Source organism: Hymenobacter aerilatus (assembly GCF_022921095.1).
Taxonomy (GTDB): Bacteria; Bacteroidota; Bacteroidia; order Cytophagales; family Hymenobacteraceae; genus Hymenobacter; species Hymenobacter aerilatus.
The window spans coordinates 2184693-2209313 of the sequence record NZ_CP095053.1 but is presented as its reverse complement, the minus strand read 5'-3'; the positions used below and the strand labels follow the sequence as shown (position 1 = coordinate 2209313).

The 24621-nt window shown below is 59.1% G+C and carries 17 protein-coding genes; 14 read left to right on the top strand and 3 right to left on the bottom strand.

Features of this window, described 5'->3' with window-relative positions:
* The first annotated feature begins 110 nt into the window (after positions 1-110).
* The 3 genes from MUN82_RS09530 (at position 111) to bglX (ending at position 5239) form a co-directional block, all read left to right on the top strand.
* Positions 111-908, top strand: coding sequence for a carboxylesterase family protein (locus MUN82_RS09530; RefSeq protein WP_245096987.1), 798 nt, complete (start codon positions 111-113; stop codon positions 906-908).
* Between the two features lie 12 nt (positions 909-920).
* A complete protein-coding gene (locus MUN82_RS09525; RefSeq protein WP_245096985.1) occupies positions 921-2690 on the top strand; it encodes a family 43 glycosylhydrolase in 1770 nt (589 codons plus the stop codon).
* A 224-nt stretch (positions 2691-2914) separates the two neighbouring features.
* Complete coding sequence (gene bglX, locus MUN82_RS09520) at positions 2915-5239, top strand: beta-glucosidase BglX (protein ID WP_245096983.1); 2325 nt, start codon at positions 2915-2917, stop codon at positions 5237-5239.
* Between the two features lie 220 nt (positions 5240-5459).
* Here the strand turns inward: bglX and MUN82_RS09515 are convergent, their stop codons facing one another.
* Positions 5460-7157: a sensor histidine kinase gene (locus MUN82_RS09515; protein WP_245096982.1), complete on the bottom strand. Its 1698-nt coding sequence runs from the start codon at positions 7155-7157 to the stop codon at positions 5460-5462.
* Positions 7158-7293: 136 nt separating this feature from the next.
* On the bottom strand, positions 7294-8688 hold the full coding sequence (locus MUN82_RS09510; RefSeq protein WP_245096980.1) for a DNA/RNA non-specific endonuclease: 1395 nt from the start codon (positions 8686-8688) through the stop codon (positions 7294-7296).
* Positions 8689-9039: 351 nt separating this feature from the next.
* Here MUN82_RS09510 and MUN82_RS09505 point away from each other — a divergent pair, with 351 nt between their 5' ends.
* The 6 genes from MUN82_RS09505 (at position 9040) to MUN82_RS09480 (ending at position 18553) form a co-directional block, all read left to right on the top strand.
* Entirely contained in the window at positions 9040-10482 is a 1443-nt protein-coding gene (locus MUN82_RS09505) for a M48 family metalloprotease (protein WP_245096978.1), read from the top strand.
* A 147-nt stretch (positions 10483-10629) separates the two neighbouring features.
* Complete coding sequence (locus MUN82_RS09500) at positions 10630-11076, top strand: hypothetical protein (protein WP_245096976.1); 447 nt, start codon at positions 10630-10632, stop codon at positions 11074-11076.
* A 98-nt stretch (positions 11077-11174) separates the two neighbouring features.
* Positions 11175-14780 (top strand): ATP-dependent DNA helicase, encoded by a 3606-nt coding sequence (locus MUN82_RS09495; protein ID WP_245096974.1) that lies wholly within the window; start codon positions 11175-11177, stop codon positions 14778-14780.
* A gap of 303 nt (positions 14781-15083) precedes the next feature.
* Positions 15084-16874 (top strand): DUF885 domain-containing protein, encoded by a 1791-nt coding sequence (locus tag MUN82_RS09490; protein ID WP_245096973.1) that lies wholly within the window; start codon positions 15084-15086, stop codon positions 16872-16874.
* A gap of 210 nt (positions 16875-17084) precedes the next feature.
* Positions 17085-17426 carry a thioredoxin family protein gene (locus MUN82_RS09485; protein ID WP_245096971.1) on the top strand — a complete coding sequence of 114 codons (342 nt, stop codon included), beginning with the start codon at positions 17085-17087 and terminating at the stop codon, positions 17424-17426.
* A gap of 359 nt (positions 17427-17785) precedes the next feature.
* The gene (locus MUN82_RS09480) at positions 17786-18553 is read left to right on the top strand and encodes a YdcF family protein (RefSeq protein WP_245096970.1); all 768 of its coding nucleotides are present in this window, start codon (positions 17786-17788) and stop codon (positions 18551-18553) included.
* Positions 18554-18556: 3 nt separating this feature from the next.
* Here the strand turns inward: MUN82_RS09480 and MUN82_RS09475 are convergent, their stop codons facing one another.
* Complete coding sequence (locus MUN82_RS09475; RefSeq protein ID WP_245096967.1) at positions 18557-19954, bottom strand: NAD-dependent succinate-semialdehyde dehydrogenase; 1398 nt, start codon at positions 19952-19954, stop codon at positions 18557-18559.
* 235 nt (positions 19955-20189) lie between these two features.
* Here MUN82_RS09475 and MUN82_RS09470 point away from each other — a divergent pair, with 235 nt between their 5' ends.
* From MUN82_RS09470 to MUN82_RS09450, 5 genes are all read left to right on the top strand, one after another.
* Entirely contained in the window at positions 20190-20747 is a 558-nt protein-coding gene (locus MUN82_RS09470; protein ID WP_245096965.1) for an RNA polymerase sigma factor, read from the top strand.
* A gap of 2 nt (positions 20748-20749) precedes the next feature.
* Positions 20750-21604, top strand: a complete 855-nt coding sequence (locus tag MUN82_RS09465; RefSeq protein WP_245096963.1) for an anti-sigma factor — start codon at positions 20750-20752, stop codon at positions 21602-21604.
* A 128-nt stretch (positions 21605-21732) separates the two neighbouring features.
* Entirely contained in the window at positions 21733-22275 is a 543-nt protein-coding gene (locus MUN82_RS09460) for a heme NO-binding domain-containing protein (RefSeq protein WP_245096962.1), read from the top strand.
* A 102-nt stretch (positions 22276-22377) separates the two neighbouring features.
* Entirely contained in the window at positions 22378-23277 is a 900-nt protein-coding gene (locus MUN82_RS09455; protein WP_245096960.1) for a hypothetical protein, read from the top strand.
* 282 nt (positions 23278-23559) lie between these two features.
* Positions 23560-24618 (top strand): LacI family DNA-binding transcriptional regulator, encoded by a 1059-nt coding sequence (locus MUN82_RS09450; RefSeq protein ID WP_245096958.1) that lies wholly within the window; start codon positions 23560-23562, stop codon positions 24616-24618.
* Positions 24619-24621 lie beyond the last annotated feature (3 nt).

Genomic DNA, 24621 nt, shown 5'->3' with positions numbered 1-24621 from the left:
CCCCCGTCAATGAAAAGTTAACAGCTAATAGCTCCGGCAAATACTCCCCCTCTCCCAGAGGAGAAGGGGCCGGGGGCGAGGCGCCTCCGTCCGCGCAAAACCACAATGCTATGCAAAATTCACTTTTTCGCTACTTACTGGCTACCCTGCTGACATGTGCCTGCGTGACCCTAGCCCACGCCCAGCAAGGTGTAGGCTTTCAGTCTCGGACGTACGCTGCTAAAGGTGGTCACACGTTGCCCTACCGCATCTTGTACCCTGAGAACTACGACCCCGCCAAAAAGTACCCGCTGATACTGGTGCTGCACGGGGCCGGGGAGCGGGGTGCTGACAACGAAAAGCAGCTGACGCACGGTAGTAAGCTGTTTCTGGATCCGCAGAACCGGCAGCAATTCCCAGCCATTGTGGTGTTTCCGCAGTGCCCCGAAGATAGCTACTGGGCGGCCACGAAAATTGACCGCACCAAGCACCCACTCGATATCCAGTTCCGCTACGCCGATGGCCCCAACTGGCCTTTGCGTGCCGCCCTCGACCTAGTGCAGCAGTTGCGCCGGCAAGACCATGTCGATAAAAAGCGGGTGTATATCATGGGTTTGTCGATGGGAGGGATGGGTACGTTTGAGGCCTTGTACCGCGAGCCAAAGCTGTTTGCGGCGGCCACGCCCATCTGCGGCGGCGGCGAGCCAGCTTCGGTGAAACGCTACGCTAAACGCCTACCCCTATGGGTATTTCATGGCAGCGCCGACGATGTGGTGGCGCCCGAGCACTCCCGCGAAATGGTAGCGGCCCTGAAACAGGCCGGTGCCCAAGTGAAATACACCGAGTATCCTGGCGTGAACCACAACAGCTGGGACAGCGCCTTTGCCGAACCGGAGCTGCTGTCGTGGCTGTTCAGTCAGCACAAATAAAGGGTAGAAACAATGAGGACATCTACGCGCACTTTCTGCCTGTGGGGCCTGCTGCTGGCTGCCGGACTAATGGCCCTACCCACTGCGGCCCAGCCCACCGGCCCGACCGCTACCTATTGCAACCCGCTCAACCTGGACTACGGCTACACGCCAATTCCGAACTTTGCGACCAGCGGCCGGCATCGCGCCACCGCCGACCCAGTCATCACGCTCTACAAGGGCGACTACTACCTGTTCAGTACCAACCAGTGGGGGTACTGGCACAGCCCCGACCTCTACCACTGGACCTTCGTGAAACGCTCGTTTCTGAAGCCTTACCACACGGTGTACGATGACCTGTGCGCCCCGGCGGTGGCGGTGGTAGGCGACACCCTGCTGGTGCTGGGCTCGGCCGCCCAGAAGAATTTTCAGCTTTGGATGAGCACCGACCCCAAGCACGACACTTGGAAGGAAGCTGTGGACCCGTTTCCGGTAGTGGCCTGGGACCCCGATTTGTTTCTGGATACCGACGGCAAGCTCTATCTATATTGGGGTAGCTCGAACCTGTACCCGCTCTACGGTCAGCAAATCAGCCGCAAAACTTTTCAGCCCATTGGCGAGCGGCAGGAAATGTTTGGTCTGAACGACAAACGGTTTGGCTGGCAGCGCTTCGGCGAGTACCTCGACAATACCTTCCTGGACCCCTTCATGGAAGGGGCCTCGATGATCAAGCACAACAGCAAATACTACCTCCAATACGGCGCGCCCGGCACCGAATTCAGCGGTTACGCCGATGGCGTGCAAGTGAGCGACAAGCCGCTCGGGCCTTTCCGGCCGCAGTCAGACCCGTTTGCCTACAAGCCGGGTGGCTTTGCGCGCGGGGCGGGGCACGGCAATACGTTTCAGGACAAATACGGCAACTGGTGGCACGTGTCTACCATGGTCATTTCGGTGAAAAATAACTTCGAGCGGCGGCTGGGGCTGTGGCCCGCCGGCTTCGATAAGGACGGCGTGCTGTATAGCAATACCACCTTCGGCGACTACCCACACTACCTACCCACCGGCACTGCCGACCACTTACAAAGCCGCTTCACGGGCTGGATGCTGCTCAATTACAACAAGCCCGTGCAGGCCAGCAGCACCCTCGGCAACTACGCCCCCAACCTGGCCGTCGACGAGAGCATCCGCACCTACTGGAGCGCCGCCACCGCCAACAAAGGCGAGTGGTTCCAGACCGACCTGGGCCAGGTAAGCACCGTGCGGGCCGTGCAGCTCAACTACGCCGATCAGGACGCCGAGTTTCTGGGCAAGCAGACCAATACCTACCATCAGTACAAGCTCTGGTATTCTGAAAACGGCAAAAAGTGGAAGCTGCTGGTTGATAAGAGTAAAAATCAAACCGACGTGCCGCACGACTACCTCCAGCTCGCGCAGCCCATACAGGCCCGCTACCTCAAGCTCGAAAACGTGCACATGCCCACCGGTAAGTTTGCCCTCAGTGGTCTGCGCGTGTTCGGTACGGCCAACGTGCCCAAACCCGCCGCGGTGCAGGATTTCGTGGTGCTACGCACTGAGAAAGACAAGCGCAGCGCCTGGCTGAAGTGGCGCCCCGTCGACAACGCTTACGCCTACAACATCTTCTTCGGCACCGAGCCCGGCAAGCTTTACAACAGCATCATGGTGCACGGCCAAAACGACTACTACTTTAAAGGCATGGACAACCAAAAGCCCTACTACTTCACCATCGAACCCGTGAACGAAGCCGGCGTAGGCCCTCGCACACAAGTAGTGGAGGCGAAGTGAGGACGAGGCTAGAACTAGCTCCCCTCCTTAGCTAAGGAGGGGTTAGGGGTGGTTGGCCTCCATCAGAACGAAGCTAAAAACTAGTCTTTTCATTTTCAAGACTATTTACGTCGTGCAACGGTATTCAACCACCCTTAATTCTTCCTTAGCTGAGAGGAACTAGGTTCTGGTCTTAGCTCTACTCATCAAATCAAAAACACTCAAATTTCCCACATAGTACACCCATGAATAAACTTTCCCGCGCTGCCCTGCTGCTCACGCTGGGCCTCACCTTCACGACGGCGCCGCTACATGCCCAGCAGCAACCACCAGCGCCTACCCCCAAAGTCATGCAGGACGACCCCAAGATGAAGGCCTTCATCGACAACCTGATGCAGAAAATGACGCTGGAAGAGAAAATTGGTCAGCTGAATCTAGTATCGGTAGGGTTTGACGTGACGGGGCCGGTAGTGAGCCAAAATGTGAACGAGAACATCTCGAAAGGCAACGTCGGCGGTGTGTTCAACACCTACACGCCCATTGCCGCCCGCAAGCTCCAAGAGCTGGCCTTGAAGCAAACCCGCCTGAAAATTCCCCTGATTTTTGGCTACGATGTCATTCATGGCCACCGCACCATTTTCCCCATTCCGCTGGGGCTGGCTGCCAGCTGGGACCTTACGGCCGTAGAGCGTAGCGCCCGCATTGCCGCCGAAGAAGCCTCAGCCGATGGCCTACATTGGGTGTACTCGCCCATGGTCGACATTGCCCGCGACCCGCGCTGGGGCCGCGTGGCCGAGGGCGCTGGTGAAGACGCCTACCTCGGTTCGCGCATGGCTGAAGCCATGGTGCGCGGCTATCAGGGAACCGACCTGACCAAGGAAAATGCCGTGATGGCCTGCCTAAAGCACTTTGCCCTCTATGGCGCCTCCGAAGCCGGCCGCGACTACAACACCACCGACATGAGCAAGGTGCGCATGTACAATGAGTACCTGCCGCCCTACAAAGCTGCCGTCGATGCCGGGGTAGGGTCCGTAATGTCGTCGTTCAACGACGTGAACGGAGTGCCAGCCACTGCCAACCGCTGGCTGCTGACGGACCTGCTGCGCGAGAAATGGGGCTTCAAGGGCTTCGTGGCCACCGACTACACAGCCATCAACGAGCTGATTGCGCACGGCATGGGCGACGAGAAAGAAGTAGCCGCGCTATCGTTGAAAGCTGGTGCCGATATGGACATGGTAGGGGAGCTGTTCCTGAAGCACTTGGGCGAAGACCTGAAAAACGGCCTCGTGAAGCAGGCCGATATTGACCTGGCGTGCCGCCGCGTGCTGGAAGGCAAGTACCGCCTCGGCCTGTTCAAAGACCCCTACCACGGCGTGTCGGAGAAGCGGGCCAAGAAGGTGATTATGAACAAGGAGTTCATTGCCGATGCCCGCGACATTGCCCGCAAGAGCATGGTGCTGCTGAAAAACGACAACCAAACCCTACCCCTCAAGAAGTCGGGCACCATTGCACTGGTGGGCCCACTGGCCCAGAGCCAGCGCGACATGATTGGCAACTGGAGCGGCGCCGGCGACTGGAAACAGGCTGTGTCGCTGGAGCAGGGCATTAAGAACGTGGCCGGCAACGCGGTGAAAATCGTGTATGCCAAAGGCGCCAACATTGCCGATGACCAACAGATGCTTGACCGCCTCAACCACCACGGAGGAGAATTGGTGCTGGACAAGCGCTCCTCTGAGGAAATGATAAAGGAGGCCGTGCAGGTAGCCCAGCAGGCCGATGTGATTGTGGCCGCCGTGGGCGAAAGCCAGGGCATGACCGGTGAAGCCGCCAGCCGCGCCGATATTGGCCTACCCGGCCAGCAACTCGCCTTACTCAAGGCCCTGAAAGCCACCGGTAAGCCGCTGGTGCTGGTACTCATGAACGGCCGGCCGCTCACGCTGACCTGGGAAGATCAAAACGCCTCGGCTATCCTGGAAACGTGGTTTGGCGGTACCCAAGCTGGCAACGCCATGGCCGATGTGCTGTTTGGTAATTACAACCCATCGGGCAAACTCACGATGACCTTTCCGCGTTCCGTGGGGCAGATTCCGCTGTACTACAACCACAAGAGCACTGGCCGTCCCTACGCCGGCACCGACCCGATGGACAAGTATAAGTCGCGCTACCTGGATGAGGTGAACGAGCCGCTCTATCCCTTCGGTTTCGGCTTGAGCTACACCAAGTTTGAGTACGGCAAGCCCGAGCTGAGCACCACCACGCTGGGCCAGAATCAGCCGCTGGAAGTGAAAGTGACTGTGCGCAACACTGGCAACTACGACGGCGAGGAAGTGGCCCAGCTCTACATCCGCGATATGGTAGGCAGCCTCTCGCGCCCCGTAAAAGAGCTGAAGGGCTTCCAGAAAGTGATGCTGAAAAAGGGTGAAAGCCGCACCCTCACCTTCCGTCTTTCGCCCGACGACCTGAAGTTCTACAACAACGACCTGAACTTCGTGGCCGAGCCCGGTGACTTCCAGGTGATGGTAGGCGGCAACTCCCGCGACGTGCAGATGGCTGGCTTCAAGCTGCAATAAGAGTCTAGTACTGTGTGCTGGGGGAGAGACACAAGCTGGTCTGTGTCTCTCCCCCAGCAGCCCAAACACCAAGCGCGCGAAAATTGCTTTTCGCGCGCTTGGTGTTTGGGCTGCTGGGGGAGAGACACAAGCTGGTCTGTGTCTCTCCCCCAGCAGCCCAAACACCAAGCGCGCGAAAATTGCTTTTCGCGCGCTTGGTGTTTCTGGTTTTTCAGAGGGCCTACTTCTCGGGGCCAGTGGCGGGTAGCACGATGGTGAAGGTAGTGCCCACGCCGGGGGAGCTGCTGGCATCGAGGGCGCCGCCTTGCTGCTGCACCAGGGAGCGAACCATATAGAGGCCCAGGCCAGCGCCCTCACCCTCGGCCGTGAGGCGGGTGAACGGGCTGAACAGCCGGTCCCGGTCCCGCTGCAAATCAATGCCGATGCCGTTGTCAACAATACTCAGCACCACGTTGTTGTCGCGGCTGCGGGTGCTTACGTGCACCACGGGCGGCCGGTCGGGGGCGCGGTACTTGAGGGCGTTGTGCAGTAGGTTTTTCAGGATGCTTTCGAGGTAGGCAGGGGGGCATACCACCACCGGGGCCCGGCTGAAATCAGCCGTAATCATTCCCTCCTGCGCCTGCATGTACCCCATCAGGTCAGCATACACACGGCTAAATACGGTTTGCAGCTCCACTCTCTCGGCGGGCGGTGCTGCTGTGTGCTGGCTCCGCAGGATATCCAATAGACCCGCCACGGTACTCGTCAGCCGGTGTACTTCCTTGGTCAGCAGCGTCATAACGTGCTCCTGCGCTGCGCCGGCGGGCTCCTCGCGATACACCTCAATCAAGCTCTCTAAGTTATTGGTCGGCCCTTTCAGATCGTGGGCTGCAATGTGCACAAAGGTGTCCAGCGAGCTATTGGCCTCCTGCAAAGCCTGGTTGAGACGGTAGGCCTCGTAGGTGGCCGCGGCATGGTTTAGGGCCCGCCCAGCGTAGTCGGCTACCAGCGAGAAAAAGGCGTAGTAGTCGGCATCCAGCGGGCGGCGGGGGCTCAGGCCTACAATCAGCACCTTATCGGCCGCGGTGTCGTTTTCGTGCAGGCGAAGGGGGAGCAGCAGGGCCTGCGTAGGTATCACAGACCAATTGCCTTCCGGCCAGCTGCCAAAGCGGGTGGGCAGGTCATCCACTAATACCGGCTGACGGGCAGACAGCGTCTCGGCCATCGGCCAGTACCGGCTGGTGTTCAGTGATAAGGTGCTGGGGGCCGTCGGCTCGCCGGCAGGCAGCCCAAACCAGCCCGTGAGGTGGGCCATTTGGGCCGGCTGATCGATGCTATAGAGCAGCGCAAACGGGATATCATCGGAGTCGGTGGCTAGGGAGGCTACCAGGTGCTGAGCCGCTTCTACAGGCCGGGAAGCAAGGGCCGCATGCGCCATCAGGGAGCTGAACATGGCCAGCCGCCGCTGGTTCAAAACCGTTGTGGTGGTTTCCATGGCCGTTACAAAGACGCCAGCTACCTGCCCGCTTTCATTCCGAATGGGGCTGTGGCTGAAAGTGAAATACGTTTCCTCCACGAAGCCCCGACGGTTGGGGAGCACCAGTTGATTTTCGAAGTGAGTGGTATGGCCAGCCCATACCTGCTCGAAAATGGGCGTTAGAAAAGGCCACATCTCGTCCCACCAGGGCTGGGCCGGCTGGCCCAGCGCACCGGGGTGTTTGGTTTGTAGAATGGCAGCGTAGCCATCATTATAGAAATGAACCAGCTCCGGTCCCCAGTGCACCATCATCGGAAAGCGCGAGCCGAGCATAATTTGCACGGCCGTAATTAGGCTCTGCGGCCAGTCGGCTACGGGGCCCAGTTTTGTCCGGGACCAGTCCAGCGTTCTGATTCGCTCTCCCATCTCTCCGCCTCCCGTAAATAAGATATCTGCACTCATATTGACTGTAAAACTGCGCGTGGTACCACTATTACCGGATCGGTAACAGTATAGAAAGCAAAAGTAGGCAGCCGCCGCGAAGCAACCCGCAAATTCTACGTAGCATACTGTTTAGGTGATGCAGAAACCGGTGAGTTTACCGCGTGGGGCCCGCATCTACGCTTGCTTGCAGGCGCGTTTGCGCGGCTTCGGGGAGGGCGCTCAGCAAGTCCAGACCGGTGGCGGCTTCCAAGGCGTCGAGGCTCACACGATACTGGCCCCAGTTGGGGCTCACGCTGTTGTCATTGGGCGTATCGATGGCAATGATGCGGGCCTGCCCGGCAGCAATGCGTTGCAGGTCGTTGGTGCCCTTGGGCAGTACCACCAGCACTTTCCACACGCGTTTGGGCACTGTCACGCGGCCCTGGTCGATGGTGGCGGCAGGGCCATTGGCGCCTACCCCGCCCCGGCCGTAGCTGCCCATCACGATATAGATTTCCTTGCCCTGCCTCACGAGGCTGCGCCCATACTCCTCCAGCGCCGACCATGTGCGCTGGTTGTTGTTGGGCGCCTGCGGAATCATGTTAGTCATTAGGAAAGTAGCCGAGTTGTCGTCCAGCGTGTACGTGCGGTCGGCAGAGGGGCAATTGTGGCCTTTGTCGAAGCCCGAGCCGGAGTAGCTTTTCGACGTCACTTGGTAGAACTGCCGGGGTAGGGCCGGGTCGGGACGGAAGTCGTCCTGGCGCGGCGCTGAGCCCATCTCGGCTTTGCTTAGGTGCCAACTTACCCAGGTAGGCGTGCCGCGCTGGGCGTTGTAGCTCAGCGTATATTGAGCCTTCACCATCAGGTAGTTGTTCGGTGCACTAAGGCTGGCCGTGGCACCGCTGGGGTTACCGAGGAGTAAATTGGGGTCTTGTGAGCCTGGGATCTTCGGGTCTTGGGTAGGGGCCGAGGGACTGGGGGACTGGGGTGTAGGGGTAGGGGTGCCGGTTGGCAGCAGCTCGATGTCGTCGATGTTCAGGCGACCTTTGCCGGTATCTACCTTTCTGATTTCCAGACGCACCGGTCCTGGCTGCGGTACGGTGAAAGTGGTGGTAAGAAGGCCCGCGCCGGCCGTGCGCACAGGCTGGCCCATGCGGGCGTAGCGCCGGCCGCCGTCCTGGCTCAGCCACAGCTCCCAAGTGCTGGCGGGGTCGGTGCCGTAGCTGGCGCTGCGGATGCGGATAGTGCGCACGCCCGCGGGGGCATCGAAATTCATGCCCAGGCGGCCACCTTCGCGCAGGCGCGCTGCCCGCTGCCCATCCTTGTGGTCTTGGTCGGAAGCGCCAATCAGTGCCTCGGCAAAGCGCCAGGAGCCGGAGGGTAGGGCTTCGTTGGCGGTGGCGTAGGCGCCTTTGCTGCCGGCCTCAAACGTTTCGGTGAGGGGCGGGGCTACCTGAGACGTAGTGGTGGAGGCGGGGGTAGGGAGCACCACGACGGCCGTGCGCGTTTCGGCAGATTGCTGGGAGCAGGCAAGCAGGGCTACGGGTAGGAGCAGAAGGAGTCGGGCCATGCTGCGAAAGTACGAGGCTGCTGGGAGAGTACCTCGGCAGTATACCGCTCAACCCTAGTTAGTAGGATGCCTACTGCTGTTCGCCGCCAGGTGTTCTGCCCGAAAATCGTAGCTATTAGCGTCAATAATGAGCTTTCGGTAACCGATAGACCACTTTTGGTGGTTGCGTAATGCGCTTGTCAGCTGCTTGGCAACTTATAACGAAGTTGAACAGTACTGGTACTGTAAACTCCATGTCGTCCTACTTTTGCCACGATTGGTACAACTTTCGCCTAAGAGTAGGAGAGCAGCGGGTTTTCCTGTAAGTATATCCGTACGCTCGTTCTGTTTTCCACTCTCTCCCCGTCTGTTATGTCACACGTTTCGTTTTTTGCCCGCCACGCCCGCGTGGGTGCGCTGGCTTTGCTGTTGCCTCTGGCAGGCTCCACGGCTTTCCGCTCGCCCCAGCAAACCAAACAAACTAAACAGCCCGATCCGCAGGTAATTGCGCAGTTTGGCCTGCTCGAGAATGCCCCCTTGCAGCAGTTTATCAAGCAGAAAGGCCAGCAAATGGCTGCAGTGTCCAACCGCGCCGACTACGGCTACAACTTCACCATCGTCGATTCACCGGTTATCAACGCCTTTGCTGCGCCCGATGGTAACGTGTATTTCACCCGCGGCATTATGGCGCACTTCAACAACGAAGCGCAATTTGCTGGCGTGCTGGGGCACGAGATTGGGCACATCACGGCTAAACACGGGCAGAAACAGCAAACGCGCTCTACCCTGGCCACGGGGGCGCTGCTGCTGGGTTCCATCTTTTCGAGCCGCATCGCCCAACTAGCCCAGCCGTTGTCGCAGGGGGTAGGGCTGCTGTTCCTGAAATATGGCCGCGACGATGAGCGCGAGGCCGACAAGCTGGGCGTGACCTACAGCACCAAAATTGGCTACGACGCCAGCTACATGGCTGATTTCTTCCAGACCCTGCAGCGCGAACAGGCCGCCAGTGGAGCTGACGCGGTGCCGGATTTCCTGTCGTCGCACCCCAACTCCGCCGACCGCTACACCACCGTGAAGCAGCTAGCAACGCAGGCCAAGCAGCAGGTGGGCGGCCGCGCCCTCACCGTGAACCGCGACTCCTACCTGCGCCGGATTGAGGGCCTGCCCTATGGCGAAGACCCGCGCCAGGGCTTTGTAGAAGGGGGCGTGTTCTACCACCCCGATCTGAAGTTTCGCTTCCCGATTCCCAGCGGGTGGAAGTCGCAGAACTCACCCTCGCAGTTTCAGATGGCCGAGCCCAACGGCAAAGCCGTGCAAATCCTGACGACGGCCGGCAACGGAACCCTCGAAGCAGCCGCCCAGAGCCTGGCCGAGCAACTGAAGCTACAGTCGCCGCAGGCCTCGCGCACCACCATCAACGGCTTCCCGGCGGTGGCTATCCAGGGTGACCAGGTAGGGCAGGACCAGCAAACCGGGCGGCAGGGCATCACGGCCAGTACGCTTTCCTACGTGATTCAGGACGGCAAAACGCTCTACGCCTTCATTGGCTTGTGCGCGCCCAACACGCTCACTACTTACGGTCCCAGCTTTCAGCGCACGGCCCAGGGCTTTGCCCGCCTCACCGACGCCAGCAAGCTGAACCGTCAGCCCGAGAAAATCCGCATCAAAACTGCCAAAGCTGGCCAGACGCTGGCACAGGCCCTCACGGCCAATGGCATTCCGGCCCGGCGCCACGAGGAGCTAGCTATTCTCAACGGCATGAAAACCACCGACAAGCTGAGCGCGGGTATGCTCTACAAAACGGTAGGGAAGTAGGCCGCGGCCAGGCAAAATACAAATGGCAAGAGCCGCCACAAGCCGATGACAAGGAATGCATTCGGCTTCGTGGCGGCTCTTGGTATGCTGCCTATACAATGAGCGAGGCATCCAATACGTTTCGAGATTTTATATAGCTATTTCTCTATGAAAAAGACCGTCTATACGTTCCTGTTGGTGGTTTACGCACAGCTCGCTCACGCGCAATCATCTGCCACTACTAGCCGAGACGATGATACCATCCTACTGGACCTTGCCGAGTCGCCGGAAGCCAGTTGGAAACGCTTGGCGCACATTCTCGTGGCCAGGGGCTACAGCATCGAACACAGTGATAAAGATTTGCTTACCCTCTCGACGTATGCACTGGGGAGTGATGCATTTCCCGTGCGAGTAACCGGTACCGTTGTCAATAACACCCTTTTGCTCCGCATTTACGAACAAAATGCTGTCACCCACGTCCCTATGCCGATAGCTGTTGTGCGTCGCCGGGGTGGCGGCAATTCCGAGTGGCGGGAGCTGGAGGCCATTGCGCAGGAGTTTGGCGGTACCAAGCGCTACACCGTCTCGGCCACCACACTTGCTAATAAGCTATGAGAATAGGGGGTAGAGCGAATCGGAAGGCAGGCAATCCATAGTATCTTTGAAGCTTCTCCCGGCGCGCCATCACTCTCTTCGTGCCGGATCAAAGAAGTATGAGTTTATTCGATTCGGCGGCGAAACCTGTGCGGGCGGCCGTGGTGCACGTGTTTGCCACCGGCCCCTACCAGCCCGGCAACGGGCACGGACTGCTGCACGTGGGCCTGCTACCGCTGGTGCCCGATGCCCAGGTGCAGGCGTGGCCGCTGAACCCCGAGCGGGAGCACTCGGCGGCCGTGTTTCAGGCCTGCCGCATCAGCAACGAAAAGGCCGCCGAAGCCCCTACCTGGCTGGAAAGCAAAGCGGAGGTGCAAGCCGCCTTTGCACAGTATGACGCCCTGCTGATTCTGGACCGCGCCGGGCAGCCCTCACCCGAGCGCCTGTGGTTGGAGCAGGTGGTGCTGGCCGACATGCCCAAGGCGCCCATCTGTGTGGCCCTCGATGAGCTGCTGGCCTTCTTCCTGCCCCACGAGGTGCTTGATGATGCCGACGACCTCAAGGAAAAACTACTTGCCGACAAAGCGTGGCGCGAGCGGGTAGGCTACGAAAAAAGCCTACCCCAATTGCCCTTCGTGCTGCATGCCATGCGCCGAAGCGTGCGATGGGTACTGGCCAGCCTGTTGCGCGTGCAGGGCGCTGGTAGTGGCTCCTGGCTGCCCGCTTACGCCTTGCTGCACAGCATTGTGGTCGATGCTGTGCGGCGGCCGGTGGCCCTGCGCGGCTTTCGGCTGCTGCGTGCCCTGGCCCAGCAGCCCGACTGCTGCGACGATACCCCGGTCCCCACCGAAACCACCCGCGAAGCTACCCAGCGCCGGTTGCCGAAGCCCGCGCCCTTCCTCGAGCGCCCCCAGGCCCAGCAGGCGCAACAGCTGCTACTAGAGTGGCTGGCCCGTTGGCGCGACCAGCCCGACGATGCTGCCACGCCCGGACTGGGTATCAATCAGGTACTCAAGGAAGAACACGTAACCGAAGCCTTTGCCGAGCTGCGCAAGCAGGTAGGCGCCGAGGAGCTGAAAGTACGTGAGCCCCAACTGCGCTACGCCCGCTTCGTGGCGCGGTCTATTGCGGGCGAAGAAGGACCATATGCGCTGGAAGCCGGTACGGGCACGGGTAAGACCTTCGGCTACCTAGTGCCCGCACTAGAGTATTTGCGCATTGCGCCCGGCGCGGCCGTCATTGTGGCTACCTCCACCAAAAACCTGCAGGAGCAGATGCAGCACGGTGAGCTGCCGGCCTTGCTGCGCCAGTCCGATGGCAAACGCGTGCCCCGCTACGCCGCCATTCGCACGGCCATGCTGAAGGGCAAGAACTGTTACCTCTGCGCCGAGGCGCTGGGTAGGAACTTCGAAGCCAGCTTCGAGCGTACCGCCGACTGGGCCGAGCGGCTGGCGTGGCTCTACCTGGCTCTGCGCCTGCGCGACACCCACGGCGAGGTAGAGAACATTGCGCCCCAGGTAGCTGACCGCCTCGGCGGGGCGCTGTTCGGGCTGCTGCGCCGCGTGACGGCCGACCGCGCCTGCCGCCACGGCAAGCTGCCCGACCGTACCGCCTGCGTGTATCCCGCTCACCGCAAGCGTGCCGAGGAAGCCAACCTGATTATCGTGAACCACCACAAGCTGGCGCTCCTACCCCCGCAGTTACTGGAACGGGCCAAGGTGTGCATTTTGGACGAAGCAGACCGTTTCCCCGACAACTTTCGCTCGGCGCTGGCCCGCACCTTCAACGCCCGCGAGCTGGTGGAGGAGGTAGTGGAGCCGCTGCTCGGTGGTCCATCGGCGGTGTCGCGCCGCCCAGAGGAAGCTGCCCCAACGGAAAAAGAGCGCACACGCCGCCCGCCCGAAGGCTTACTCCGGGAGCTAGACGCCCGCTTCAGCGACGAAGAATATGCCCTGTGGAGCAAAATCCCGCTCGACGAACGCCCCGGCGCCACCGACGCTGAGCAGCGCGCCTACGAAGCCTGGGACGAGGCCCGCCTGCATGACCTCGTGAATCAGGCCGCTCTGCTGCACCAAGTAGCCGAAGCCATGCACGACACGCCTGCCGCCGCCGATGCCCTCCACACGGCCCACCTAGCCTCGGCCGCTGCTGCCGCTGCCGCCGACCCGTTGCGCCGTCGTCGGGCGCTGCGTACGGTGCGGCAAGCCGTGGAGGCTGTGCGCGAGCCGCTGCTAACGAGTCGCAACGCGTTGCAGGAGGTAGGGCAGCACTTTTTGCCCAGTGGATACGGTGCGGTGCGGCTGCCGTTTCCGCTGGGCGAAACGCATTGGCAGGACGAGGTATGGGTGCGCCCGGCCTACGGGGGTAGGGGAGGGCGCATGGCCCTGGCCGAGCCGCTGCAAGCGGCGCTTCGGCCGCTGCTGGCTCCCCTCACCGCCGCCGCCCGCGAGTTGGGCCTCATTGCCCGGCAGCTCGGCACGGCTCTCAACCTGGGCAACGCCATGGACATGGACGAGGAAGAATCCGACACGCCGCCCGACCACGATGAGCGCCTGCGCCTGCGCACCGTGCGCCTGGTCGATACGGCGCTGGGGCAGGTAGAGGTGCTGACGCGCCTGTTGGGTGAGTTCCCGTGCCGCGGCTTCGTGCCGGTGCTGGAGCGTACCCGCGACCACGACGAGTTGGGCTGGAACCTCATCCGCAAGCCCTACGACCTCTGGCCCTACCTCACCACCCACGATCCTACCTCTCTGGCCGTGTTGGAGCAGCTGGAAGATGAGCCTGCCGCCACGTTTGCCGAGCGCCAGGCCTTGGCCCGGCAAGCCGCCGGCCGCCTGGCCAACGAGCCCGCCACGCCGCTGTTCGACTTGTTTCGGACGGTCATCTTCACCTCGGCCACGCTCTACGTGGAGAATAAACTCGACTACTTCCGTCGACAGCTCGACCAACGGGTGCCATTTGTGGCCGAGGAGCGCATTGCCTCCGTGTTCGATTTCAAGGATGAGGAACGCGAGCCGGTGCTCGGCAGCATTCCGGCCTACCTGCCGCCGTTTCGGGCGGGACTGACGCCAGCAGCGCTGGAAAGTTGGCGCGTGGCCCAGCTACGCACCTTGCTACCCTTGCTGGTGGCCCTGGAAGGCCGCACGCTGGTGCTGTTCACCTCTGTGGAAGACTTGCGCTTTGCGGCCGACTGGCTGGCTGCTCCGCTAGCCGCGCACGATATTGAACTGATTTGCCAGCGTGGGGCCAGCCAGTGGGAAATCCGGCGTTTTCGGCGGGTGGCGCAGTCGGTGCTGCTGGGCGTAGACCGCATGTGGACGGGCGTAGACTTCGCCGGGCCTACCCTCTCGCAGGTGATTGTGTGGCGCCTGCCGTTCCCCTCGCTCGGCGACGTGCTCATCAGCCACCGTAAGCGCTACGAGGCTGACGACGTGTTCTGGAGCCAGTTCTACCGCCCGGCGGCCCGCCTGAAGCTGCGCCAGGGGTTCGGTCGCCTCGTGCGCCGCGAGAAGGACCGCGGCGCCTTCGTTATCCTCGACGCCCGCGTAGCTGCCACCTTCTACGCCGACGTATTGGAGGAGCTAGAAATTCCCCTCACCCCCGATCCGCACGCCCACGCCCTGCTCACGCGCACCACCGGCCCGTTGCTGCACCTGCTCAAGCTCGGCACCGAGTTCCAGCGCCGCGGCCTGAGTATGGAGAAGCTGGTAGGGCTGCTGAGCTAGAAACTAGAGAGGGGGTAGGGAATAAGTATCGGAGAACGATGCTAGAAGCTGAAGAGCTAGGTCTAACTCCCCTCCTTTTTTAAGGAGGGGTGGCCGCAGGCCGGGGTGGTAAAACCGCCAGAACGATGTTAGAATTAGAAGACTAACAAATAGAAAAACTAGCTTTAGCTCTCTTCCAACGACGTTTACTACCCCGCCCTGCGGGCACCCCTCCTTAAAAAAGGAGGGGAGTTAGACCTAGCTCTCTCGTTTCGCTTCTGCCTGCAATTCTCCTACCTTGCCTCTTTCATTCAACCACCCCCTATGCCACACCTTTTCTCCCCGAAACTCATTTGGTCTACCCTGCTGGCCGCCACCTCGTTATTGGCCAGCTGTGGGGGCGAGTCTGAAAGCCGCAAAATAGCCGAGGCCGATGCCCAGCCCGATGCTTCCTTCGGGCGCTACAAAACGCAGTTCATTGATTCTCTGTGGTACTATAACCCGGAGTGGGCTTCCGGGGCTGGCTATCACCGCTACGACTCGCTGCTGACCATTCCCTCGGCGGGACGGCGGCAGGTAGAGGCCGCCTTTGTGGCGCGTCGCCTCAAGGATATGCAAACCTGGCAGCTCAACGAGCTGTCAACCGACAACCAGATCGACTACCAGCTGATGCAGAACTACCTGCACGGTGCCCGCTGGTACAACGACACGCTGCAAGCCTGGCAGTGGGACCCATCTAACTACAACATCAGCGGCAACGTGGCCGAAATCCTGAACGGCCGCTACCAGCCCCTGGACCGTCGTCTGCGCAGTATCTCCTTGAAAATCAGTCGCGCCACGGACTACTACGAAGCGGCTAAAAACAACATCAGCCGCCCTACCCGGGAGCACACCGACCTAGCGATTCTGCAAACGCAGGGCGGCATGGACGTGTTTGGCAAGGCGCTGGCCGACTCAGTGGCGCGCTCGGGGTTGTCGGAGCAGGAAAAGCAGCAGCTTACTACCCGCATTGGCGTGGCCCGGCTAGCCATGCAGGAGTACGTGCGCTTTTTGAAGGAAGAAGTACTACCGAAAAAGAACTTCCGCAGCTTCCGGCTGGGCCAGGCGTTATTTGCCAGAAAGTTTGCCTACGATATTCAGTCGAGCTACACGGCCGAGCAGGTGTACCAGAAAGCTCTGGCGCACAAGCAGGACCTGCTGCGCGATATGCAGGTGCGGGCTACCCGTCTCTGGCCCAAGTATTTCCCTGGTCAGCCCCAGCCCGCCGATACGCTGGTCCTGATTCAGCAGGTTATCAGCAAGCTATCTGCCAAGCACGTCAGCAAAGACGGTTTTGTGGCGGCGGTGAAGGCGCAGATTCCTACCCTCACCAAGTTCGTAGACGACAAGAAGCTGCTGACTCAGGACCCCAGCAAGCCGCTGGTAGTACGCGAAACGCCCAAGTACATGCGTGGCGGCGGGGCAGGCGCCAGCGTTTCGGCCCCCGGCCCCTACGATAAGGGCGCCGATACCTACTATAATGTAGAACCTCTGGATAACCTCACTGATGCCCAAGCCGAAAGCTACCTGCGCGAGTACAACGACTACACGCTGCAAATCCTGAACATCCACGAGGCCATTCCGGGCCACTACACCCAGCTGGTGTACGCCAACCGTGCCCCTTCCCTCATCAAGAGCATCTTCGGCAACGGCGCCATGATTGAGGGCTGGGCTGTGTACTCGGAGCGCATGATGCTGGAAAATGGCTACGCCGGCGGCTCCGACGAAATCTGGCTGATGTGGGACAAGTGGAACATGCGCGTGACCCTGAATGCCATCCTCGACCACGAAGTGCACGTCGGTAACATCACTGAGGCTCAGGCTGTGGCCATGCTGCGCCGCGACGGTTTTCAGGAAGAAACCGAGGCCCGCAACAAGTGGCGCCGTGCTACCCTCAGCCAAGTGCAGCTCAGCAGCTACTTCAGCGGCTACACCGATATTTATGGCCTGCGCGAGGAAGTGAAAAAGCGCGAGGGCAACGAGTTCAGCGTGAAGCAGTTCAACGAGCAATTTCTGAGCTATGGCAACGCCCCGGTGAAGTATATCCGGCAACTCATGCTGAAAAAAGCGGAGTAGTTGTAGAAGTGTCTGACTGACAGATAAAAGCCAGGCGGGGGTGTTTAAATAGCACCGTCATCTGGCTTTTAAAGTTAGGCTATATTAAGTGCTAGGGTAGGAGTGCACCCGTGCAATATTTCAATATGGGAATTTATGGGTTCATTTTTGTGTCTGCGCAGGACAGACACCCACCGAACCTTTATCTTTGCCGCCCGAAAGATGCTGTCCATGAAAATAATTGATACGAACGACGAAGGTCTGCGCACGCTGATTCATGATTACCCGAAGGTGATTGCCAAATTTACCTCAGCCAATTGCGCTATCTGCGACCTGCTGGCGCCGCCGTTCGAAAAGTTTGCCGCCGAGCCGGCCTACCAGGGAATCGCTTTTCTGCGCCTTGATTCAGATCAGAATCCGGTAGCTAAAAAGATGATGGATGAGCGTATCGCCCCGTTCTTTGTCATCTACTATAAAGGTCGGATGCTGGAATGCGATACGCTGAAAACGGAAGAAGAAGTGAAGGATTATCTCACACAGCTACTGGCCTACGTGCCAGCATCAGTGGTGTAGAGTGGCAGCTGTTTAGTAGCAAGTAACGCCCGCAACGCTATGACGTACATAGTGTTGCGGGATTTTTTTCTGCTTTTTAGGTTCCTTATTAATACCATCCAACCGGTTGTGGGTGGCGTGTGCGCTTCCGCGTTTCACCAGCGCCGGGCGCTGAATGTCTTCGGCAGGTTACTACTTCACCAACCGCCAGGCAGCCTCGCTTAAGCGTACTACTCAACCCTAGTGTCCCTAGTCAACGGGAGGGTAGTACCCCACGAACTGCTCGTGTATAAAGTGTATGCGCTGTTGTAATATATCTGATTTATAGAGTGTTATCGTGTAGCGGGAGATGAAAGAGCATTCTGCCGTAGTTTTGCTGCATGATTTTCTTCCTGTCTAAACTTCCAAATTATTTTATAAGTCCTGTTATATGGATACTGACGTTGCTATTAGCTGCAATGCTTATCCCGCGGGTGCGTTGGCGTCTGCGGCTTCTCACAGCTGCTACAGCGCTGTTGACCATCTTCACAAATGGTGCTATAATTAATGAGTTGCTGTTGGTGTGGGAGCTTCCACCAGTGCCATTAAAAGAACTTAAAACGCAGTATGACGCGGGTATTCTGCTGACAGGCATCACGCAGGTAGGACGCTCTCCTCAGGATAGGGTGTCGCTTAATGCTGGTGCCGACCGCCTGACCCATACGCTCTGGCTCTACCGGGCCGGCTACATTAAGCGCATTATTATCTCGGGCGGGCTGGCTGGTTCGCATGGCACCCCAGAATCGGAGGCCTTTGAACTAGCCACTTTATTACGATTATCAGGGGTGCCAGATTACGATATCATATTAGAAGAGCAGAGTCGCAATACATACGAAAATGCACGCTATACGAAAGAGCTGCTGTCACAATACCCCGAAATAAAATCCTTAGTATTAATTACGTCCGCTTTTCATCAACGTCGGGCTCAAGGCTGTTTTCATAAAGTAGGGTTGTATCCCATAGCCTTTCCTGCCGGGTTCTACTCTGCTGATCGATTCCTGACGCTTGACTACCTACTGTTGCCCAGCAGCGACGCACTCTTAACCTGGAATATATTTCTGCATGAAATACTAGGGTTTGTGAGCTATAAAGTATTGGGGTACTGCTAGCAACTACTCCGTTTTGTGCTTCCGTGGCTCTTCGTCTGGCGCTATCCAAAGGCTTTTCTGATTGACAAATTCGCGGATGCCCAGGTAGGAAAGCTCGCGCCCGTAACCCGACTGCTTTACGCCGCCGAAGGGCATCTCTGGCGACGATTTTACAATGGCATTGACGAACACGGCGCCGGCTTCCACGCGGCGGGCCAGGGCTTCGCCGCGGGCTACATCACGCGTCCAGATAGAGCCGCCCAGGCCATAGGGAGAGTCGTTGGCGAGGCGTATGGCATCATCGGCGTCGCGGGCTTCCAGCACCAGCGCCACCGGGCCAAAAAACTCCTCGTGGTAAGCTGGCTGGCCGGGTTGCACGTTGGTCAGAATCATAGGCCGAAATAGGGTAGCGCCGGGTGCATCCTGGCCACCATCCAACACAATCTGGGCGCCTTTGGCCACAGAATCCCGCACCTGTTGGGTGAGCATATCGGCTAAGTCGGGGCGGGCGAGGGGGCCGTACTGCGTAGCTTCGTCGAGGGGGTCGCCGGTCTGAAAAGCCGCCATGTGCTCTTTCAACTTTTGCGTAAACTCGGCCACTACCGACTGCTCCACAATAAACCGCTTGGCCGCAATGCAGCTCTGTCCCGCGTTAATCATACGGCCTTGGGCAGCATTTTGGGCGGCTACGTCTAGATCGGCGTCGGCCAATACCACAAACGCATCGGAGCCGCCTAGCTCCAGTACGCTTTTCTTGAGGTACTTGCCGGCTAGTGCCGCCACACTGGCGCCGGCGCGCGTGCTCCCAGTAAGCGTCACGGCCCGCACCCGGTCGTCGGCCAGCAGCGGTTCTACCTGGTCCGTGTCGATGAGCAAGGCACGGAAGGTAGCCGGCGGAAAACCAGCATCGTGGAAAATCTTCTCCAGGGCCAAAGCGCATTGCGGTACGTTGGGCGCGTGCTTCAGCAGCCCTACATTGCCGGCCATAAGGGCTGGCGCGGCAAAGCGCACCACTTGCCACAACGGAAAGTTCCAGGGCATGATGGCCAGCACTACCCCCAGCGGCTCGTGGGCAATCAGGCTGCGCTGGGCTTCCGTCCGGATTTCTTCATCGGCCAGAAATGCCTCGGCGTGCTCAGCGTAGTAGTCGCAGGTGGTGGCGCATTTCTGCGCTTCGGCGCGGCCGTCGGCAATGGGCTTGCCCATTTCGATGCTCATGAGGTGGGCCAGTTCCTGTGCCCGCTCCCGCAGCAGCTCGGCGGCGCGGCGCATTCGCTCGGCGCGGTGCGCAAAGGAGGTAGTGCGCCACGAGGCGGCAGCCTCGTGCGCCTGCCGTAGTATATCTTCAGTATCGGACCAGGCCAGGGGCGCAAACTCTTGCAGCACCTGCCCGGTGTAGGGGTTGATAGAGGTGATTGCCATTACAGAACAACAAGGGTAGGAAGCGTATGGTTACGCAGCCACTACCTCCAGCGTCTGCCATACCCGAAAACTTATAACACAGTCGTTGCCCGTCTGCACGTAGAAGGCTCGGTAGGGTAGGGGGCACACCGGGGAAAGTAAGCCGCACTACGCGAATAAAACTTTATCCCGTATTTTGCCAGCCTATCGGGCCCTCCCCACCGCTGCCTCACTCGCCCACTTATTGTATTAATCCGTGTCAGCTACCACCTTAGAGTCATCGACCTCCTACCCGGAGGAACTGCTCGTGCAGCGTCTGCGTGACCGCGACGAGTCGGCCATGACCTTATTTTATGACAAATACTCGGCTGCGTTGTACGGGGTCATCCTGCGCATCGTGAAGAAGGAAGAAATAGCCGAGGACGTGTTGCAAGAAGGTCTGGTCAAAATCTGGCATTCGTTTCAGTTCTACGATTCGTCCAAAGGGCGACTTTTTACGTGGGTGCTGAATATTTGCCGCAATTTGGCCATTGATAAAATCCGGTCCCGACAGTACCGCGTAGGTACTCGCATGACACCATTGGAGGATAGTGGTGCCATGCGTCAGGCGGCCTCCTCCGGGTTTCAGCCTGAACACATAGGACTGCAGGAAATCACAAAACAGCTAAACCCTGAACAGAAACAAGTGATTGACCTGTTATACTTTGGCGGTTTTACTCAAAGCGAAGTGGCAGAAGAACTCGACTTGCCGTTGGGCACCGTAAAAACTCGGGCCCGGGCAGCAATTAAGGTATTATCAAAACTGATTCGATAGCCGTGGATATTCAGGAATACATCGAATCAGGCATTCTGGAGCAGTACGCCCTTGGCGAGCTGCCAGAAGCAGAGCAGGCCGAGGTAGAGCGCCTCGCCGCCCAGCATCCCGCTATCCGGCAAGAGCTGGACAGTGTGATAGAGACCCTCAGCGGCTACGCCGCCCAGTACGCCCAAACGCCCCCCGCCGACATGCGCGACCGGGTGCTGGCGGGTTGGAAAGCGGCTATTGACGCTGATACAGCGGCATCGGCGCCGGTGGCTGCCGCATCCGAGCCCGAGCCGGTAGTGCGGTCCATCACCTCGGCACCGGTGGCCGAAGCTGCGCCGCGCTTCAACTGGCTGATGGCCGCTTCCATTGCGTTTCTGCTGCTGAGCGTGGGCATCAACTTTTTGCTCTACTCGAAGTGGCAAAACGCCGAAACCAGCCTGGCCGCCGTGGAAAGCGACCGGTCGTTGCTGGCGGCCTCGCACATGGCAGTAGAGAAACGACTAGGTGAGCAAACCAATGAGCTATCTGTACTGCGCAGCGACGAGTTCCGGACAGTAGCCCTGAATGGTACGCCCGCCGCGCCTAAGGCAAGTGCCAAGGTGCTCTACAACCCCAGCACGCGCACCGTGTATGTGGATGTACGCAGCTTGCCCGAGCCGCCCGCCGGTAAGCAGTATCAACTGTGGGCCCTCGACAACGGCAAGCCAGTAGACGCAGGCGTACTGGATTATGCCACTGCATCGGGCGAAAGTTTGCAACACATGAAGGACATCGCCCGCGCTCAGGCCTTTGCCATGACAGTGGAGGACGCTGGCGGCAGCCCTACCCCCACGCTCTCGACAATGACCGTGGTAGGGAATATCTAGCAAAGTAACCACAACGGCTCCCGCTGGAGCCGTTGTGTATTGCGCAGAAGCGCTTCGTAGCTGAACAGTTGGCTACGAAGCGCTTTTTTGCGTATATAGGCTAAATTTTACCCATTTGCCTTCCATCCGTGCACGGAACCATCTTTTCGCTGCTGAAACGCTATGTGCAAACGCAGTACGACCATAGCACCTGGGTGCGCCTGTTAGAGCACTCCGGTCTGACAGAAGTAGAATTCGACCACCGTCATGTGTACCCCGATGAGCACATGTACGCCCTGGTGGGGCAGGCCGCCCAAATGGCCGGGGTGCCGGCCGATGAGCTGCACGAAAAATTTGGTGAGTATCTGGTGCCGGACTTGCTCTATATGTACCAGAAGTACATTCAGCCGGAGTGGCGGACGCTGGATATGCTGGAGCACACCGAAACAGCCATGCACACACGCGTGCGAGCTGCACACGAAGGCAACCGCCCGCCCGTGCTGGACGTGCGCCGCGTAGCCCCCGACGAGGTATTTATTGAGTATGTATCGCCGCGGCGCATGGGCGCCCTGGCAGTGGGCATTGTGCGCGGACTGGCGCGCTATTTCGATGAAGAGGACCGTATTGCAGTAGAGCCGCTCACCAGTGAAAACGGCGAGCGGGTACAGATGCGGGTGCGCTTGCTGCACTAACGGATTCTACCCGTGGGCAAAGGTAGAGTGGTGAACAATAGATTCTTATAGCATGCGCCTATATGTAGAAATGACAGTGGGAGTCAACTCGCACTTGAGCTTATGAGTGGAACGATATACTGGAAAAAGCTGGTCGTAAGCCTAAGCGCTATCCCGTTGCTGGCTAGCTGCTCATCGGGCCCTACCAGCTCGGGTGAGCAGAGAAACGAGCCGGAGCAAACTTTGCGGCGGCAGCACTTCGATGCATATTTCGACTCCGACTGGGCCATGCGGCCGTTGTGGGAAGATGGCCGCGCTGAGATTGCGCGTTACGATGCCCAACGAATCATCAACGGGCAAGCCCTACCCTACGAGCTAGTCCAGGTAACGCAGCTGGAGGAGTTCAACCAGCAGTTTGATGTACGGACGGATAGCCTCCACCGCAACGACATTTTTCCGGTGATGCACATCAGCCAGTTTGGCTCGCTGCCAACTGAGACGCCGCCTTTTCATTTTCTGACTACGCTGTTTTTTCGGCGCGACCGGCCTACGGTCCTGCACAAGCTCACAACCAGCCTGCAAGAACCTGCCGGCAATACGTTCAAGGCGTTTGTGGATGATGACCTGCAATACGTAGAAACCTATAACTCGTACCACGATGGCCAAGGGGCCGGCCGGCGCCTGCTGCGCCACGAGCTGCTGTTTGAAGATGCGCTGAGCTACTGTCTGCGCAGCCTGAAATTCAAAGAGTTGCCCGCCTTTGACGTGACCATTGCAGAGCAACAGCAAACCAGTAGTGCCGTACCACCGCTGCTTTACCAGGCCCACGTAGCAGTGGCCGACCAGGCGGCCTCCGATACCCTGGCTGCCAGCTGGCGCGTAACCGTAGTGCTCGACCAGCAGAAGCGCAACGTGTATTGGTTTGCCCAAGACTATCCCCATCTGCTCTTAAGTCAGATCACGTGGAATGGCCGTTGGCGCCGCCTGAAATCGGTGACCCGAGCGCCCTACGGCCAGCAGTAGGGTAGGGCTTCGCCAATTAACTAGGATCAGCAAATTCGTCTTGATAGACGTATTTTTCGTTGTGGTAGTCGGCCCTTAGTTGTGTAACTACTTTTGGGGAAGTATCGAAAAATTAAATAAGAAATAACCTGCTACCGTTGCTTGCATTCGCATTTATGCCGGTAATTTGCTGATTAAGCCAATAGACGAGCCATCAACGGTGCCCCCGGATGGGTACTTGCGCCGCCAGCTTTGGCTTATTTTCTGAACAATGAATGGAAATAGTATGCGGGTATTCTCCGTATGCTTACCTTACCGCATACGCACAACGCCGTGGCACAAAAATATAACAAACGCGCTTCCATCACGGACCTGGCAAAGATCCTGAATCTGTCGCCTTCTACCATTTCGCGGGCACTCAACGGCCACGCCGACATCAGCGAGGCTACCAAGCAGCGGGTGTGGGAAGTAGCCAAAGAGCTGAACTACCAGCCTAATCACTTGGCCGCCGCGCTGCGCCGGGGCCGCAGCAACATGCTGGGCGTGATTGTGCCCCATATCAACGGCCACTTCTTTCCGTCGATTATGCACGGCATCGAAACGGTGGCCAGCAAAGCTGGTTTCAACGTGATGATCTGCCAGTCGAACGAAGACGTGCAGCGCGAGAAAAACAACATCGATGCCTTGCTGAACGCGCAGGTAGAGGGTATTTTGGTGTCGCTGGCCCGTACCACGCACGATTTTCAGCACTTCGAGAAAGTGCGTCAGCAGAATATTCCGCTGGTGTTTTTCGACCGCATGCCGGAGGTATCCAACGTGAGCGGCGTGGTGCTCGACGACCATCAGGGCGCCTATATGGCCGTGCGCCACTTGCTGGAGCAGGGTTGCCGCCGCATTGCTCACTTTGCTGGCCCGCAACATCTGAACATCTACAGCAACCGGCACAAAGGCTACCTCAACGCTCTGCAGGCCTTCGGCTTGCCCCACGATGAGCAGTTGATGCATTTCCTGCCTAAGCTGCAGCAAGGCGCTGGCGAGCAGGCCATGCGCGAGCTACTGCAACTCCCCGAACCGCCCGACGCCATCTTCGGCTCCGGCGATATTCCGGTGGCGGGGGCGCTGGAGGTACTGCATGCCCAAGGCATTCGGGTGCCCGAAGACATTGCGCTGGCTGGTTTCAGCAACGAGCCCTTCACTACCCTGACAACGCCCAAGCTGACATCGGTAGACCAGCGGGGCGAGCAGATGGGGCATTCGGCCGTGCAGCTGTTCCTGCAAATGCTCAAGCGCAGCGACAATTTCGCCCCTCACCGCGTGGTGTTGAAGCCACAATTGCACATCCGCGAATCGTCGATGCGGTAACAG

Coding starts and splice junctions, on each gene's coding strand:
- MUN82_RS09450 (WP_245096958.1), top strand. CDS start 23,560: ATGCTTACCTTACCGCATACGCACAACGCCGTGGCACAAAAATATAAC.
- MUN82_RS09525 (WP_245096985.1), top strand. CDS start 921: ATGAGGACATCTACGCGCACTTTCTGCCTGTGGGGCCTGCTGCTGGCT.
- MUN82_RS09490 (WP_245096973.1), top strand. CDS start 15,084: ATGCCACACCTTTTCTCCCCGAAACTCATTTGGTCTACCCTGCTGGCC.
- MUN82_RS09485 (WP_245096971.1), top strand. CDS start 17,085: ATGAAAATAATTGATACGAACGACGAAGGTCTGCGCACGCTGATTCAT.
- MUN82_RS09495 (WP_245096974.1), top strand. CDS start 11,175: ATGAGTTTATTCGATTCGGCGGCGAAACCTGTGCGGGCGGCCGTGGTG.
- MUN82_RS09480 (WP_245096970.1), top strand. CDS start 17,786: ATGATTTTCTTCCTGTCTAAACTTCCAAATTATTTTATAAGTCCTGTT.
- MUN82_RS09530 (WP_245096987.1), top strand. CDS start 111: ATGCAAAATTCACTTTTTCGCTACTTACTGGCTACCCTGCTGACATGT.
- MUN82_RS09510 (WP_245096980.1), bottom strand. CDS start 8,688: ATGGCCCGACTCCTTCTGCTCCTACCCGTAGCCCTGCTTGCCTGCTCC.
- MUN82_RS09515 (WP_245096982.1), bottom strand. CDS start 7,157: ATGAGTGCAGATATCTTATTTACGGGAGGCGGAGAGATGGGAGAGCGA.
- MUN82_RS09455 (WP_245096960.1), top strand. CDS start 22,378: ATGAGTGGAACGATATACTGGAAAAAGCTGGTCGTAAGCCTAAGCGCT.
- bglX (WP_245096983.1), top strand. CDS start 2,915: ATGAATAAACTTTCCCGCGCTGCCCTGCTGCTCACGCTGGGCCTCACC.
- MUN82_RS09475 (WP_245096967.1), bottom strand. CDS start 19,954: ATGGCAATCACCTCTATCAACCCCTACACCGGGCAGGTGCTGCAAGAG.
- MUN82_RS09500 (WP_245096976.1), top strand. CDS start 10,630: ATGAAAAAGACCGTCTATACGTTCCTGTTGGTGGTTTACGCACAGCTC.
- MUN82_RS09505 (WP_245096978.1), top strand. CDS start 9,040: ATGTCACACGTTTCGTTTTTTGCCCGCCACGCCCGCGTGGGTGCGCTG.